This window comes from Pseudomonas sp. AC239 (assembly GCF_979258545.1).
The window spans coordinates 3,544,394-3,559,276 of the sequence record NZ_OZ409864.1; the positions used below are offsets into that span (position 1 = coordinate 3,544,394).

Here is a 14,883-nt window from a genome sequence, read left to right on the forward strand (position 1 = left end):
AGGCGTTCGTCGGGTTAACGATTATTTGGAAAGAAACCGCATCCCTTCTTCAAGCCCGCGCAGCGTCAGCGGATACATCTGATCCTCGATCAGATCGCGCACGATGTTGGTCGACGAGGTATAGCCCCACGTGTCCTTCGGATACGGATTGATCCAGATGAGCTTCTTGTATTTTTCCATGAAGCGCTGCATCCAGACGTAACCCGGCTCTTCGTTCCAGTGCTCGACGCTGCCGCCAGCCTGGGTGATTTCGTAGGGCGCCATCGCGGCGTCACCGATAAAGATCACTTTGTAGTCGGCGCCGTACTTGTGCAGCAGATCCTGAGTCGAAGTGCGTTCGGAAGTGCGGCGCATGTTGTTCTTCCACACTGATTCATAAATGAAGTTGTGAAAGTAGAAGTACTCCAGGTGCTTGAACTCGGTCTTGCAGGCCGAGAACAATTCCTCGCAGATCTTCACGTGCGCATCCATGGATCCGCCGATGTCGAACAACAGCAACAGCTTCACCGTGTTGCGCCGTTCCGGGCGCATCTGGATATTCAGCAGGCCGGCATCCTTGGCGGTGTGGTCGATAGTGCCATCGATATCGAGTTCTTCCGCCGCACCCTGGCGGGCGAACTTGCGCAATCGACGCAGCGCGACCTTGATGTTGCGCGTGCCCAGCTCCACCGAGTCGTCGAGGTTCTTGTACTCGCGCTGATCCCAGACTTTCACAGCTTTGCCCTGACGCTTGCCGGCATCGCCAACGCGGATGCCTTCCGGGTTGAAACCGCCAGAGCCGAACGGGCTGGTGCCGCCGGTGCCGATCCATTTGTTGCCGCCGGCGTGGCGTTCTTTCTGCTCTTCCAGACGCTTCTTGAATTCCTCGATGAGCTTGTCCAGCCCACCGAGGGACTGGATCTGTGCGCGCTCTTCGTCGCTCAGCGAACGCTCGAATTCCTTGCGCAGCCAGTCCTCGGGAATCAGCGCCTGCAAGTGGTCGTCGAGCTTTTCCAAGCCATTGAAGTAGGCGCCGAACGCGCGGTCGAACTTGTCGAAATGGCGTTCGTCCTTCACCAGAATCGCCCGCGACAAGTAATAGAACTCGTCCATGTCGGCGAAGGTCACGCGCTGTTTCAACGCGTTGATCAGGTCCAGCAGCTCGCGCACCGACACTGGCACCTTGGCAGCACGCATTTCGTTGAACAGGTTGAGCAACATGGCAGCAGCCTCTTAGCGGGTGCCGCGCCGGCTCATGAACGCCAGGCGCTCAAGCAGTTGCACGTCCTGTTCGTTTTTCACCAGTGCGCCAGCCAGTGGCGGAATGGCTTTGGTCGGATCGCGCTCGCGCAGCACCGCTTCGCCGATATTGTCGGCCATCAGCAGTTTCAGCCAGTCGACCAGCTCGGACGTCGAAGGCTTTTTCTTCAGGCCCGGTACCTTGCGCACGTCGAAAAACACGTCGAGCGCTTCGCTGACCAGATCTTTCTTGATATCCGGGTAGTGCACGTCGACGATTTTCTGCAGGGTAGTGCGATCAGGGAAGGCGATGTAGTGAAAGAAGCAACGGCGCAGAAAGGCGTCCGGCAGCTCCTTTTCGTTGTTGGAGGTAATGATGATGATCGGGCGTTTCTTGGCCTTGACGGTCTCGTCGATTTCGTAAACGTAGAACTCCATCTTGTCGAGTTCTTGCAACAGGTCGTTGGGGAACTCGATGTCGGCCTTGTCGATTTCGTCGATCAGCAGAATCACCCGCTCCTCGGCCTCGAAGGCTTCCCAGAGCTTGCCTTTCTTCAGGTAGTTGCGCACGTCGTGGACTTTTTCATTGCCCAGCTGCGAGTCGCGCAAACGGCTGACCGCGTCGTATTCGTACAGACCCTGATGGGCCTTGGTAGTGGATTTGATGTGCCAGGTGATCAGCTTGGCACCGAACGACTCGGCCAGTTGCTCGGCGAGCATGGTCTTGCCGGTGCCCGGCTCACCCTTGACCAGCAGCGGCCGCTCCAGGGTGATGGCGGCGTTGACCGCCAGCTTCAGGTCATCGGTGGCGACGTAAGCCTGGGTGCCTTCGAACTTCATCTGCAAATCCTCGAACAGTAACGCCGACCTGACGGGCAGGGCGGGGGCGAAAAAATCGGATGCCCGACTATAACGCGCACGCCGGTCGACTGTGAACGCAGACGGCTTATTCAGTCTCTGAATGGGGCGTCACATGTTGACTCAGTCTCGGCGGATGGCCGAATATTTTGTCAACCGCAAAACTTAACCCTCATCCGGCTTCGGCCGTTCGTACCGCGCATTGAATGCCTGGATGAAGCCATTGCGCAAAATCTGCAAAAACGCTTCGAAGGCGTTGACGTTCTGCTGGTGAACATTGCCGCTGAGTTCGACGCGGGTGGCGAACTGGTTTTTGTTCTGGTTCTTCAGCACGGTCTCGGTGCCGCCGACCAGTGCTTCCCAGATTGAGCGGAACAGGCCTTTGTTCTTGTTTTCGACGTCTTGCTGCCAGTTGAATACATCGACGTCGCGCAGCAGGGGTTTGATGTAGCCGGTGAGTCGGGCTTTCTCTGCCTTGGCTTCGATGACCACATCGCCGTGGCCAGCATTGAAGTCGAATTTGCCGTAGGCCGAGGCAAAGTCGTTCATGCGTTTGAGCTCGATGTCGCGGGCGCGCAGGCGGAATTCGAAGTCTTCGAAGTTGCTCAGCGGATCGAAGGTTGCGGTGGTTTCCAGCGGAGCGTGGCCGAGTAGCAGCGCCTTGCCCTCGAAACGGGCGTCGCGCTTGCCTTCCTTGTCCACCACGTTGGTCAGGTTATAAATGCTGGCGTTGACGTTGCTGGCATTCATGTTCACCGGCGGCTTGGAATTGAAGTTGCGGAAAGTGATGCGACCGTCGTTGATCTGCACCTCATCGAGGGTGATCGGCAGCAGCTTGCCCAATTGCTCACGCCAGTCGGTGCCCTGACCGGTCTGCGAGTTCTGTTTGTTTGGGCCGCCGTCGACAAAGTTGATTTCCGGATGGAGGAATTGCACCTGCGCGACCACGGCATGGTCGTACCACAGTGAATGCCAGCTCACCGACAGGTCGATCAATGGCGCATCGACAAACGGCACCGGGACCTTGCCGTCGACTTTGACGATTTTCAGGCCGTTGATTTTGTACGCGCCGCGCCACAGCGCGAGATCAACATCGGTGATCTGGCCACGGTAATCGCCCATGTCCGCGAGCTTGTCATTGAGGTAGTCGCGTACCAGATAGGGCAGGGCGAAATGCAGGGCGACCAGCAGCACCACGACACCCGCCAGGGTCCAGAGCGGCCAGCTGTAACGACGCTTCATGAGAGTGTTCCTTGAACAGTGTTCCTTGATGAGGTTGCTTGACGGTGCAAAGCGATTGACTGCGCGCGTTCGCAGACGTTCGCCCCGACTGGACTGTGACCGGCAACAGGCTTACCTTGAAAGGCTGAATTCAACGCTGCATAAGGACCCAGCCATGAGCCGTATCTACGCTGACAACGCCCATTCCATCGGTAATACACCGCTGGTCCAGATCAACCGCATCGCGCCGCGCGGGGTCACCATCCTGGCCAAGATCGAGGGGCGCAACCCCGGTTATTCGGTCAAATGCCGGATTGGCGCCAACATGATCTGGGACGCCGAAAGCAGCGGCAAACTCAAGCCAGGCATGACCATTGTCGAGCCGACTTCGGGTAATACCGGTATTGGCCTGGCTTTCGTCGCTGCCGCGCGCGGCTACAAACTGATGCTGACCATGCCAGCGTCGATGAGCATCGAGCGCCGCAAGGTCCTCAAAGCCCTGGGTGCGGAGCTGGTATTGACCGAGCCGGCCAAGGGCATGAAGGGCGCCATCGAGAAAGCCGCGGAAATCGTCTCCAGTGATGCCGAGAAATATTTCATGCCGGCGCAATTCGATAACCCGGCCAACCCGGCGATTCACGAAAAGACCACCGGTCCTGAGATCTGGAACGACACCGACGGCGCCGTGGATGTGCTGGTGGCTGGGGTCGGCACCGGCGGAACCATTACCGGCGTGTCGCGGTATATCAAGAACACCGCCGGCAAACCGATTCTGTCGGTTGCCGTCGAGCCGGCGTCTTCGCCCGTCATCACGCAAGCGTTGGCCGGTGACGAGATCAAGCCCAGCCCGCACAAGATTCAGGGTATCGGTGCCGGTTTTGTGCCGAAAAACCTTGATCTGTCGATGGTCGATCGCGTCGAGCAGGTGACGGACGAAGAGTCCAAGGCCATGGCTTTGCGCCTGATGCAAGAAGAAGGAATTTTGTGCGGCATCTCCTGCGGTGCCGCCATGGCGGTGGCGGTGCGTCTGGCGGAGAAACCAGAGATGCAAGGCAAAACCATCGTCGTGGTGCTGCCGGATTCGGGTGAGCGTTATCTGTCGAGCATGTTGTTCAGTGACTTGTTCACCGAGCAGGAGAACCAGCAGTAATCCGGTTGATTCAGGTCAGCCGAGGTTCAGGCGCTGCATGTTAATAAAGGCTTTGTTGCGCAATGCTTAACATTGAATCTTGCGTCAGGCGGGTTTTTCCCGGAGCCGGTAGTGTTTATCATGGCCGGCTGCCATGCCGGGAAAAGGGCATTGCGCAGCGTTGTCTTTATCCAAGGAGTCGTTGATGACCGTTTCTTTTGCCGCCAAGGCGTTTGTGCTGTTGCTTTTCCTGGGCAGCACGCTCTATGTGCATTTGCGCGGCAAGGCGCGTTTGCCGGTATTGCGCCAGTTCGTCAACCACTCGGCGCTGTTCGCCCCGTACAACGCTTTGATGTACCTGTTCTCCGCAGTGCCGTCCAGACCGTATCTGGATCGCAGCAAGTTTCCGGAACTGGATGTGCTGCGCGATAACTGGGAAACCATCCGCGACGAAGCCATGCATCTGTTTGACGAGGGCTATATTCGCGCCGCCGAAAAGAACAACGACGCCGGTTTTGGCTCGTTCTTCAAGAAGGGCTGGAAGCGCTTCTATCTGAAGTGGTACGACAAACCGCTGCCATCAGCCGAAGCCCTGTGCCCGAAAACCGTGGCACTGGTCAGCGCCATACCGAACGTCAAGGGCGCGATGTTCGCGCTGCTGCCGGGCGGCAGCCACCTCAACCCGCACCGCGACCCGTTCGCCGGCTCCCTGCGTTATCACCTCGGTCTGTCGACACCCAACTCTGACGATTGCCGGATCTTCGTCGACGGTCAGGTTTACGCCTGGCGCGACGGCGATGACGTGATGTTCGACGAGACTTACGTGCACTGGGTCAAGAATGAAACCGATCAGACTCGCGTCATTCTGTTCTGTGACATCGAACGCCCGCTGAGCAACCGCTTGATGACCCGGATCAACCGCTTCATCAGCGGCTGGCTGGGGCGCGCCACCGCGCCGCAGAACCTTGATGATGAGCGCGTCGGCGGGATCAACCAGGCCTATGCCTGGAGCAAGAACTTCAGCGACCGTTTCAGCGGCGTGGTCAAACAGTGGAAACGCCGCCATCCGAAGGCCTACAGGGTAATGCGCCCGGTGCTGGCGGTGCTGGTGCTGACATTGCTGGGGTATTGGTTGTTCGGTTAACGTTTGGCCAGAATTAAAAAAACCGCTCCGTAGGAGCGGTTTTCACAATCGGCCAGCGGCAAGCACTGAGGGCTCATCTTCGATGCCGGTGATCAGCAGTTGTAAGAGACGCCGTTGATTAGCGGTCAATTCATGATCAGCCAATCTTCTGGTTTTCAGCGATCTGACCAGTGCTTCGGGAGGTCTCTGTTTCGCTTTTTTCATGTCGCCTCCCGGTTTGATCAGTAATTGATTGGCTTTCACAGTACTGGATTCTCCAAGGTTTTGACAAGGCGGCCTTCGATGTCGAAGCTGAACCCCAGCTTCTGATAAACGGGTATCGCCCCGTCCAGAGGCTCTTGTATTTCGATAACATCGCAGCCAACGAAATGCGCGTATTGCTCAATTACCATCATCGCTAGTAGTCCTATCCGATTTTTCAAAGGATGTGTTCCGCCAGGGCGTCCTTCCAATCTCACAACTCGTAATCTTCGTCGACTATTGTTCGGGTTCGCAAAACACAGGCCGCAGAGCTGCCCGTCGAACCAGATAGAGATGTCCAATGCGCGTGGTTCACGTGATTTCCACGCGATGACTTCTTGCCAGAAAAAGCAGGGTTCTTCCCATGTTTCAAAAGCATTCAGCGCATGCCTGTTTATCGGTTCGAACCGAATCAGAGATAAATCCATAATCGAAGCGTCGGCCGCCTTGAGTTGGCCCTGTAAGCCGCCAATCTGCGAAGCGGCCCGCTTCCTCGCCTCCGACCGATAAACCTGATACCGCAAATACGTCCGTTCCCTTGGCATATGATCTCTTGCATTCCGTGTCTCCTGACAATCCATTGCCACCGCCATTTACCCTAATCACCCGACGCCAGACTGTCGCTACCGGCCCTTTGCCCAAGTCATTGCAATCTGTGTCGCGAGCTGGTTATAGTCAGCTCGCCCGAGCCGCCCGGCTCGCGCTTTCATTTTTTCAATGTGGATCTGTATCCATGCCTGCATCCCTCATCAGCGCGGTAGTCGATTCAGCGGTCAACGCTGCCGTCGTGCCGTGCGGGAATCAGCAGCCTGTGCAGATCAGTCATTACCCTCCACCTGTCAGTAGCACGCCGGTGTGCGCAGTCGTTTCGCCGCCGGGCGTTGGTGTGCGGGGTTGATCGGCAGTTTCTGCTGACCCCTGCGCCCGCCAGAACAACCTACTGAATTTCAGCTTCGGCTGAGTTGGCTTCTTGCCTGACTACAGGTGGTATTCATGTGTGTCCTTTCGAAACAATCCGCGCTCGCGGCGACGTCCACGAGCCTGTTCGTTCTGCTGTGGAGCAGCGGGGCGATTTTCTCCAAATGGGGCCTCGTCCATGCTTCGCCCTTTGCCTTTCTGCTGATTCGCTTCGCCATCGCCCTGTGCGGGCTGGTCTTGCTGGCGCCGCTGCTGAGATTGAGGCTCCCCAAGGGTGGCAAGCCGATGCTGTTCGCGATCGCCACGGGACTGGTGTTGCTCGGGGCCTATCAGATCTTTTATCTGCTGGCGCTCGATTGCAAAGTCACGCCGGGGGTGATGGCCACGCTGATGGGCGTTCAGCCGATCCTCACCGTGGTCTTGATGGAACGGCAGCGTTCGGCGAGCCGCCTGTTCGGCCTGGCGCTGGGTCTGGCCGGGCTGATCATGGTGGTTTACCAGGGCATCGGTCTGGCCGGAATGTCCTGGGCCGGCATGCTGTTCGGTTTGCTGGCGCTGGCGAGCATGACGCTCGGTTCGATCATGCAAAAACGCATCACCGACAACCCGCTCGGTACGCTGCCAGTGCAGTACTTGGCCGGCCTGTTGCTGTGCGCGATCTTCGTACCGTTCCAGCCGTTTCACTTCGAGCACAGCGCAGGCTTCATCGTCCCGGTGTCATGGATGGGCCTGGTGGTGTCGGTGCTGGCGACGCTGTTGCTGTATCGACTGATCGCGCGGGGCAATCTGGTGAACGTCACCAGCCTGTTCTATCTGGTGCCGGCGGTGACGGCGGTGATGGATTACCTGATTTTCGGCAATCGGCTGGCGGCGTTGAGCGTTTTGGGAATGCTGCTGATTATTGTTGGATTGGTATTTGTGTTCCGTAAAACCGGATAGCCGATAGGCAGGTGGCGCTTGTTGCGCCGCCTTTCGCGAGCAGGCTCGCTCCCACATTGGAATGTATTTTTCTGTGGGAGCGAGCCTGCTCGCGAATATCTGCGGCAGAAAATCTAACGGACTGACATCTTTGCAGGCTTCACCACCGCCGGCTTCAACACCAGCCACAACGCCGCCGCAATCAGCACCCCGCCGTAAATGTGCGCCATCGACAACGGCTCATCCAGCAACAACGCCCCCCACAACACGCCGAACGGCGGGATCATGAAGGTCACGGTCATCGATTTCACCGGGCCGATCGAGCTGAGCAGGCGGAAATAGATGATGTAGGCAAACGCCGTGCAACCCAGACCCAGGCCGAGCAGCGACAGCCAGACCTGCCAGCCCCCCCAGCTGACCGGCGGCGCAGTGATGGTGCTGTAGGCGAACAACGGCAGCAAAAACAACGTCGCCCCGAGCATGCTGCCCAGTGCCGACAAACGGCTGTCCAGCCCGCCGGCCTGATCCAGCCAGCGCCGCGCGAGGAATCCGGCAAAGCCGTAGCAAGTGGTCGCCAGCAGGCAGGCGACCGCGCCCATCAGCAGTTGCAGATCGAAGGCTACGGGACCGGCGCGCGTCAGCACACCGACGCCGAACAGACCGAGGAACACACCGCTGAGCTTGGCCGCCGTGAGCTTTTCGCTGAAGAACAAACCGCCAATCAACACGCCCATCAGCGGCGTCGTGGCGTTGAAGATCGCCGAATAGCCCGCCGGCAATACCTGGGCGGCAACCGAATACAGCGTCGCCGGAATCCCCGAGTTGATCACGCCAAGCAGCATCACGGTTTTCAGCTTGCCCTTGAAGTCCCAGTTGATGCGCATCAGCCCGAGTATCACCAGCAGCCCGGCAGCCGCGATCGACACCCGAAAGAACCCGGTCGGGATCGTGCCGATCACCGGGGCAATGATGCGCATGAACAGAAAACTCGCGCCCCAGATAGCGGCCAGCGACAACATACGGAAAATATCGACAGGGCTCACGGCGGGCTCCTTCCTTGATCGGGACGAGAGTGTTGCCGAGCGTCCGGATCATGGCAACCGCTATTCGGGCTTTTAATTCTGCCTTGGGATTTACCTGCGCGAGAAACCCCGTCAACGGTCAACCCCGTATCGGTTTTGGCAGAAATTGCGCTTTTCCTGCGAGCGCTTCCGTGACTAAGCTCAGACCAACCGAACTCCCGCCGAGGTTTCATTTATGTCGCAGCAATGGCCAGCCACCGAGATCGCCCGGATGATCCTCGCCGGCTTCGACGATTACCGCGAGCATTTCCGCCGGATCACCGATGGCGCGCGCGAGCGCTTCGAACAGGCGCGCTGGCAGGAGGCGCAGGCCGCGTCGGCGACGCGGATCAGTCTGTATGAGGAAAAGGTTGGCGAAACCGTCGCTCGCCTGCGCGAGTATTTCGACGAAGAAACCCTGATGAACGTCAGCTGCTGGCCGCTGGTGAAAAGCGCCTACATCAGTGTGATCGACCTGCGCTTTGACGATGAGCTGTCCGAAACCTGGTACAACTCGATTTTCTGCGGGCTGTTCAGCCACGACTTGATCAGCGACGGCTGCATGTTCATCCACACCACGCGCCCGAGCCTGCGCCGTGCCCGCGCCGCGCAAACCCGCACGTACAAGCCGCAGGGCCAGTTGTCCGCCATGCTCGCCAGTATCTTCGCCGACTACCGCTTCAGCGAGGATTACGCCGATTTGCCCGGCGACCTGCTGCGACTCGAAGCGCAACTGCGTGAGAACCTGCCGGACTGGGTGTGCAAGGACCCGGAGCTAAGCGTCGAACTGTTTTCCTCGGTGCTCTATCGCAACAAGGGCGCGTATCTGGTCGGGCGCATCTACACCCGCGACGAGCAATGGCCACTGGTGATTCCGCTGCTGCACCGCGAAGGGCGGGGCATTCAGATCGACGCGTTGATTACCGACGAAGCCGATGTGTCGATCATCTTCTCTTTCACCCGTTCGTATTTCATGGTCGACGTGCCGGTGCCGGCGGAGTTCATCGGTTTTCTGCGGCGCATTCTGCCGGGCAAGCACATCGCCGAGCTGTACACCTCGATCGGCTTTTACAAACATGGCAAATCCGAGTTCTACCGTGCGCTGATCAATCATCTGGCCAACACTGACGACCAGTTCATCATGGCCCCGGGCGTGCGCGGCATGGTCATGAGCGTGTTTACCCTGCCGGGTTTCAATACTGTGTTCAAAATCATCAAGGACCGCTTTTCGCCGTCGAAAAACGTCGACCGCGCCACGGTGATCGAGAAGTATCGCCTGGTGAAAGGCGTTGATCGGGTCGGGCGCATGGCCGATACCCAGGAGTTTGCCGATTTTCGTTTTCCGCTGAGCAAATTCGATCCGGCGTGTCTGGAGGAATTGCTTGAGGTGGCGCCGTCTACGGTTTCGGTTGAAGGCGAAACCGTGCTGATCCGCCACTGCTGGACCGAACGCCGGATGACCCCGCTCAACCTTTATCTGGAAAATGCCAACGACGCCCAGGTACGTGAAGCGCTGGAAGATTACGGTCTGGCGATCAAGCAATTGGCGGCGGCAAATATCTTTCCCGGCGACATGCTGCTGAAAAACTTCGGCGTCACCCGTCACGGGCGAGTGGTCTTCTACGACTACGACGAAATCTGCTTCCTGACCGAAGCCAACTTCCGCCACATCCCGGCACCACGCACACCGGAGGACGAGATGGCCTCTGAGCCGTGGTACTCGATCGGCCCGCTTGACGTGTTTCCCGAAGAATTTCCGCCGTTCCTGTTTGCCGATTCGGGCCAGCGGAAATTGTTCGATCAATTGCATGGCGAGTTGTACAACGCCGATTACTGGAAGGGCTTGCAGGAGGCGATTCGGGCGGGGAAGGTGATTGACGTCTTCCCATATCGGCGCAAAGGGCCGCGATAACGAATGACAGCAGCTGCAAGCGGCAAGCTACAAGCTGCAAGTTCCCCGATCGTTCCCATGCTCCGCGTGGGAATGCCTCACCGGACGCTCCGCGTCCACTTCTGGGACGCGGAGCGTCCCCGGCTGCGTTCCCACGCTGAGCGTGGGAACGATCACAACAAGGAGCAGCTGCAAGCGGCAAGCTACAAGCTGCAAGTTAAAAGCCTCAGTGACTTGCGGCTTGTAGCTTGGCGCTTGCAGCTGCTTTTCTGCGACAATCCGCCCCCTGCATAAACAGACGACCGAATTGCCTACCCGATGACCGACGAATCGCCCTCCATCGACAAACTGCTGAAAAACCTCGATCACGCCATGCTCGCTGACCGTCACCGGCTGCGGCGGCAGTTGCTTGAGCTGCGCAAGAAACCCGACGAGGCCAAACTGGCGCAGTGGATAGCGCGGATGCAGGCGTCCTGTGATCAGGTGGCGGCGCGCCGTGCGAGCCTGCCGGTGATTCGTTACGACGACAATTTGCCGATTGCGGCCAAGCGCGACGAGATCAAAAAGGCCCTGGAGCAACATCAGGTGCTGATCATCGCCGGGGAAACTGGCTCGGGTAAAACCACTCAGCTGCCGAAGATCTGTCTGGAAATCGGTCGCGGTCAGCACGGTCTGATCGGCCACACCCAGCCGCGTCGGATCGCCGCGCGCAGCGTCGCCAGCCGCGTTGCCGAAGAACTCGGCACGCCCCTCGGTGCGCTGGTCGGCTATCAGGTGCGGTTTGAAGATCAAAGCGATTCCAACACCCTGATCAAACTGATGACCGACGGCATTCTGCTGGCGGAAACTCAGAACGATCGTTATCTGGAACGCTACGACACGATCATCGTCGACGAAGCCCACGAACGCAGCCTCAATATCGACTTCCTCCTCGGCTACCTGAAAACACTGCTGCCGCGTCGCCCGGATCTGAAAGTCATCATCACCTCGGCGACCATCGATCTGGAGCGCTTCTCCAAGCATTTCGATGATGCGCCGATTGTCGAAGTGTCCGGTCGCACGTTCCCGGTGGAAACCTGGTATCGGCCGTTGACGCTGGAGCAGGACGAAGAGGGCAACCGGGTCGAGGACGACCTCACGGTCGATCAGGCGATCCTCGCCACCCTCGACGAAATCGCCGCCTACGAGCGCAGCGAACGCCGCAGTCCGGGTGATGTGCTGGTGTTCCTGCCCGGTGAGCGCGAGATTCGCGACGCCGCCGATATGCTGCGCAAGGCCCAGCTCAAGCACACCGAAATCCTGCCGCTGTACGCGCGCCTGTCGCCGGCTGAACAGCAGCGGATTTTCCAGTCGCACCCGGGCCGCCGCGTCGTGCTGGCGACCAACGTCGCCGAAACCTCGCTGACCGTGCCGGGCATTCGCTACGTGATCGACAGCGGCACTGCGCGCATCAGCCGTTACAGCTATCGGGCCAAGGTCCAACGCTTGCCGATCGAAGCGATTTCCCAGGCCAGCGCCAATCAACGTAAAGGTCGTTGCGGGCGGGTTGAGCCGGGCATCTGCGTGCGGTTGTACAGCGAAGAGGATTTCCTCGGTCGTCCAGAATTTACCGACCCGGAAATTCTGCGTACCAACCTCGCCGCCGTTATTTTGCAGATGCTCCATCTGCGTCTCGGCGAAATTACTGCGTTTCCGTTTATCGAGCCGCCGGACGGCAAGGCGATCAGTGACGGTTTCAACCTGCTGCAAGAGCTTTCCGCAGTCGATCGCAACAGTCAGCTGACGCCACTCGGTCGCCAGTTGGCGCGCTTGCCGGTCGACCCGCGCATGGGCCGCATGCTCCTCGAAGCGGCCAAGCTCGGTAGTCTGCAGGAAGTGCTGATCGTCGCCAGCGCCATGTCGATTCAGGACCCGCGCGAGCGTCCGCCGGAGCGTCAGCAAGCGGCGGATCAGGCCCACGCGCAATGGAAGGATCCGGATTCCGACTTCGCCGGGCTGGTCAATCTGTGGCGTGGTTTTGAAGAGCAACGCCAGGCGCTGACCGCCAGTCCGCTGCGCAATTGGTGCCGGAAGAATTTCCTCAACTATTTGCGTCTGCGCGAGTGGCGTGATTCGCATCGTCAGTTGAGCCTGATCTGCCGCGACATGCAGCTGAGCCTGAACAAGGAGCCGGCGGATTATCCGAAGCTGCACAAAGCGGTGCTGGTTGGCTTGCTCAGCCAGATCGGTCAGAAAACCGAAGACGGCGATTACCTCGGCGCGCGGCAGCGGCGCTTCTGGATTCACCCATCGTCGGGCATCGGCAAGAAGCGCCCGCAGTGGCTGATGACCGCAGAGCTGGTGGAAACCACCAAGCTTTACGCGCGCATGGTCGCCAAGATCGACGCCGACTGGATCGAACCGCTGGCCGGGCACCTGATCAAGAAGAATCACTTCGAGCCGCATTGGGAGAAGAAGCGCGGCCAGGTCGTCGCCTACGAGCAGATCACCCTGTTCGGCCTGATCGTCGTCGGTCGTCGTCCGGTGCATTATGGCCCGGTCGATCCGGTGGTATCCCGTGAGCTGTTTATCCGCGAAGGCCTGGTGCGCGGTGAGATTCAGTCGCGAGCCAAATGCCTGAGCGCCAATCAGAAACTGCTCGAGCAGCTCGACGAACTGGAGGCCAAGGCGCGCCGGCGCGACATTCTCGCCGACGAAGAAACCTTGTACGCCTTCTACGATGCGCGTCTGCCGGCGGAGATCCACCAGACCGCGACCTTCGACAGTTGGTACAAGGTCAACAGCCAGAAAGACCCGCAACTACTGATCATGCGCGAAGAAGACGTGTTGGCCCGCGAGGCCAGTGAAGTCACCGCCCGTGATTACCCGGACACGTTGCACATTGGCGATCTGGAACTGGCGCTGACCTACCATTTCGAACCCAATCACCCGCGCGACGGCGTGACCTTGCGCGTGCCGGCGCCGCTGCTGCCGATGCTGCCGCCGGAGCGTCTGGAATGGCTGGTGCCGGGCTTGATTGAGGCCAAATGCATAGCCCTGGTGCGCAACCTGCCGAAAGCCCTGCGCAAGAACTTCGTGCCAGTGCCGGACTTCATCAAGGCCGCGTTGCAGCGCATGACTTTCGCCGAAGGTTCGCTGCCGCAAGCGCTCGGTCGCGAGCTGCTGCGCATGACCGGCGCGCGGGTCAGCGATGAAGCGTGGGCGGAAGCGGCGCAGCAGGTAGAGAGCCATCTGCGCATGAACCTGGAAATCGTCGATGGCCAGGGCAAGTTCCTCGGCGAAGGCCGCGATTTGGCTGAGTTGACCGCACGCTTCGCCGAAGCCAGCCAGGCCGCGCTGGCGGTGCCGCAGAGTGCGAAAAGTCAGCAGCCGGTCGAGGCAAAAGTCTTCGCGCCGGTAGCAGAAAAGACCCAGCAGAAGATCGCCGGGCTGTCGATGACGGTGTACCCGGCGCTGGTGGAAGAGGGCGGCACGGTCAAGGAGGGGCGTTTCTCCACCCCGGCCGAAGCCGAATTCCAGCACCGTCGCGCCTTGCAGCGCTTGCTGATGCAGCAACTGGCCGAGCCGGCGAAATTCCTGCGGGGCAAGTTGCCCGGGCAGACTGAACTGGGCCTGCTGTACCGCGAACTGGGCCGCGTCGATGCGCTGGTCGAAGACATTCTGTTGGCCAGCCTCGACAGCTGCATTCTCGAAGGCGAAGACCCGTTGCCCCGGGATGGCGCCGGATTGGCGGCATTGGCCGAGCGCAAACGCGGCGACTGGACCGAGCACGCGGAGCGCGTCGCGCGGCTGACGCTGGAAATCCTCAAGATCTGGCACGGTTTGCAAAAGCGCTTCAAGGGCAAGATCGATCTTGCCCAAGCAGTGGCGTTGAACGACATCAAGCAGCAGATCGGCAATCTGGTCTATCCGGGTTTCGTTCGCGAAACGCCGATGCAGTGGCTCAAGGAGTTGCCGCGATATCTGAAAGCGGTCGAGCAGCGTTTCGAGAAACTTGGCGCACAGGTGCAGAAAGATCGGGTCTGGAGCGGCGAACTTGCTGGCCTGTGGGCGCAATATCAGGCCCGCGCGGCCAAGCATGCGCAGGAAGGCAAGCGTGATCCACAGCTGGAGTTGTACCGCTGGTGGCTGGAGGAATACCGCGTGTCGCTGTTCGCCCAGCAGTTGGGCACCAAAGTGCCGATTTCGGACAAGCGCCTGAGCAAACAGTGGAGCCAGGTCGAGCCTTGACCTGCAGCCATACACAATCCCCCTGTGGAAGTGGTCTTTGTGGCGAGGGGATTTA

At 59.3% G+C, this 14,883-nt stretch carries 11 protein-coding genes; 5 read left to right on the plus strand and 6 right to left on the minus strand.

Annotation, left to right across the window (positions count from 1 at the left end; translation table 11 throughout):
* Positions 1-21: 21 nt before the first annotated feature.
* From ACZ0AZ_RS16165 to ACZ0AZ_RS16175, 3 genes are all read right to left on the minus strand, one after another.
* Entirely contained in the window at positions 22-1,200 is a 1,179-nt protein-coding gene (locus tag ACZ0AZ_RS16165; RefSeq protein WP_016771218.1) for a vWA domain-containing protein, read from the minus strand.
* Positions 1,201-1,212: 12 nt separating this feature from the next.
* Positions 1,213-2,058, minus strand: coding sequence for an AAA family ATPase (locus tag ACZ0AZ_RS16170; RefSeq protein WP_129998965.1), 846 nt, complete (start codon positions 2,056-2,058; stop codon positions 1,213-1,215).
* A 183-nt stretch (positions 2,059-2,241) separates the two neighbouring features.
* Positions 2,242-3,318, minus strand: a complete 1,077-nt coding sequence (locus ACZ0AZ_RS16175) for a DUF748 domain-containing protein (RefSeq protein ID WP_129998966.1) — start codon at positions 3,316-3,318, stop codon at positions 2,242-2,244.
* 154 nt (positions 3,319-3,472) lie between these two features.
* Here ACZ0AZ_RS16175 and cysK point away from each other — a divergent pair, with 154 nt between their 5' ends.
* Positions 3,473-4,447, plus strand: coding sequence for a cysteine synthase A (gene cysK, locus ACZ0AZ_RS16180; RefSeq protein ID WP_039760973.1), 975 nt, complete (start codon positions 3,473-3,475; stop codon positions 4,445-4,447).
* Between the two features lie 184 nt (positions 4,448-4,631).
* On the plus strand, positions 4,632-5,570 hold the full coding sequence (locus ACZ0AZ_RS16185) for an aspartyl/asparaginyl beta-hydroxylase domain-containing protein (RefSeq protein WP_039760974.1): 939 nt from the start codon (positions 4,632-4,634) through the stop codon (positions 5,568-5,570).
* Between the two features lie 42 nt (positions 5,571-5,612).
* On the opposite strand, the gene ACZ0AZ_RS16190 is transcribed toward ACZ0AZ_RS16185, so the two are convergent.
* The gene (locus ACZ0AZ_RS16190; RefSeq protein ID WP_129998968.1) at positions 5,613-5,813 is read right to left on the minus strand and encodes a hypothetical protein; all 201 of its coding nucleotides are present in this window, start codon (positions 5,811-5,813) and stop codon (positions 5,613-5,615) included.
* Positions 5,810-6,355, minus strand: coding sequence for a hypothetical protein (locus ACZ0AZ_RS16195; protein WP_039760976.1), 546 nt, complete (start codon positions 6,353-6,355; stop codon positions 5,810-5,812). The genes ACZ0AZ_RS16190 and ACZ0AZ_RS16195 overlap by 4 nt, the downstream gene beginning before the upstream one ends.
* Positions 6,356-6,803: 448 nt before the next feature.
* Between ACZ0AZ_RS16195 and ACZ0AZ_RS16200 the strand changes: the two genes are divergently transcribed.
* Positions 6,804-7,667, plus strand: a complete 864-nt coding sequence (locus ACZ0AZ_RS16200; RefSeq protein ID WP_463537732.1) for a DMT family transporter — start codon at positions 6,804-6,806, stop codon at positions 7,665-7,667.
* 113 nt (positions 7,668-7,780) lie between these two features.
* On the opposite strand, the gene ACZ0AZ_RS16205 is transcribed toward ACZ0AZ_RS16200, so the two are convergent.
* Positions 7,781-8,689, minus strand: a complete 909-nt coding sequence (locus ACZ0AZ_RS16205; protein ID WP_463572220.1) for a DMT family transporter — start codon at positions 8,687-8,689, stop codon at positions 7,781-7,783.
* Positions 8,690-8,903: 214 nt separating this feature from the next.
* On the opposite strand from ACZ0AZ_RS16205, the gene aceK reads away from it, so the two are divergent.
* Both aceK and hrpA read left to right on the plus strand, forming a co-directional pair.
* Entirely contained in the window at positions 8,904-10,619 is a 1,716-nt protein-coding gene (gene aceK, locus ACZ0AZ_RS16210) for a bifunctional isocitrate dehydrogenase kinase/phosphatase (RefSeq protein ID WP_463537733.1), read from the plus strand.
* A 297-nt stretch (positions 10,620-10,916) separates the two neighbouring features.
* Positions 10,917-14,828 carry an ATP-dependent RNA helicase HrpA gene (hrpA, locus tag ACZ0AZ_RS16215; protein ID WP_463537734.1) on the plus strand — a complete coding sequence of 1,304 codons (3,912 nt, stop codon included), beginning with the start codon at positions 10,917-10,919 and terminating at the stop codon, positions 14,826-14,828.
* Positions 14,829-14,883 lie beyond the last annotated feature (55 nt).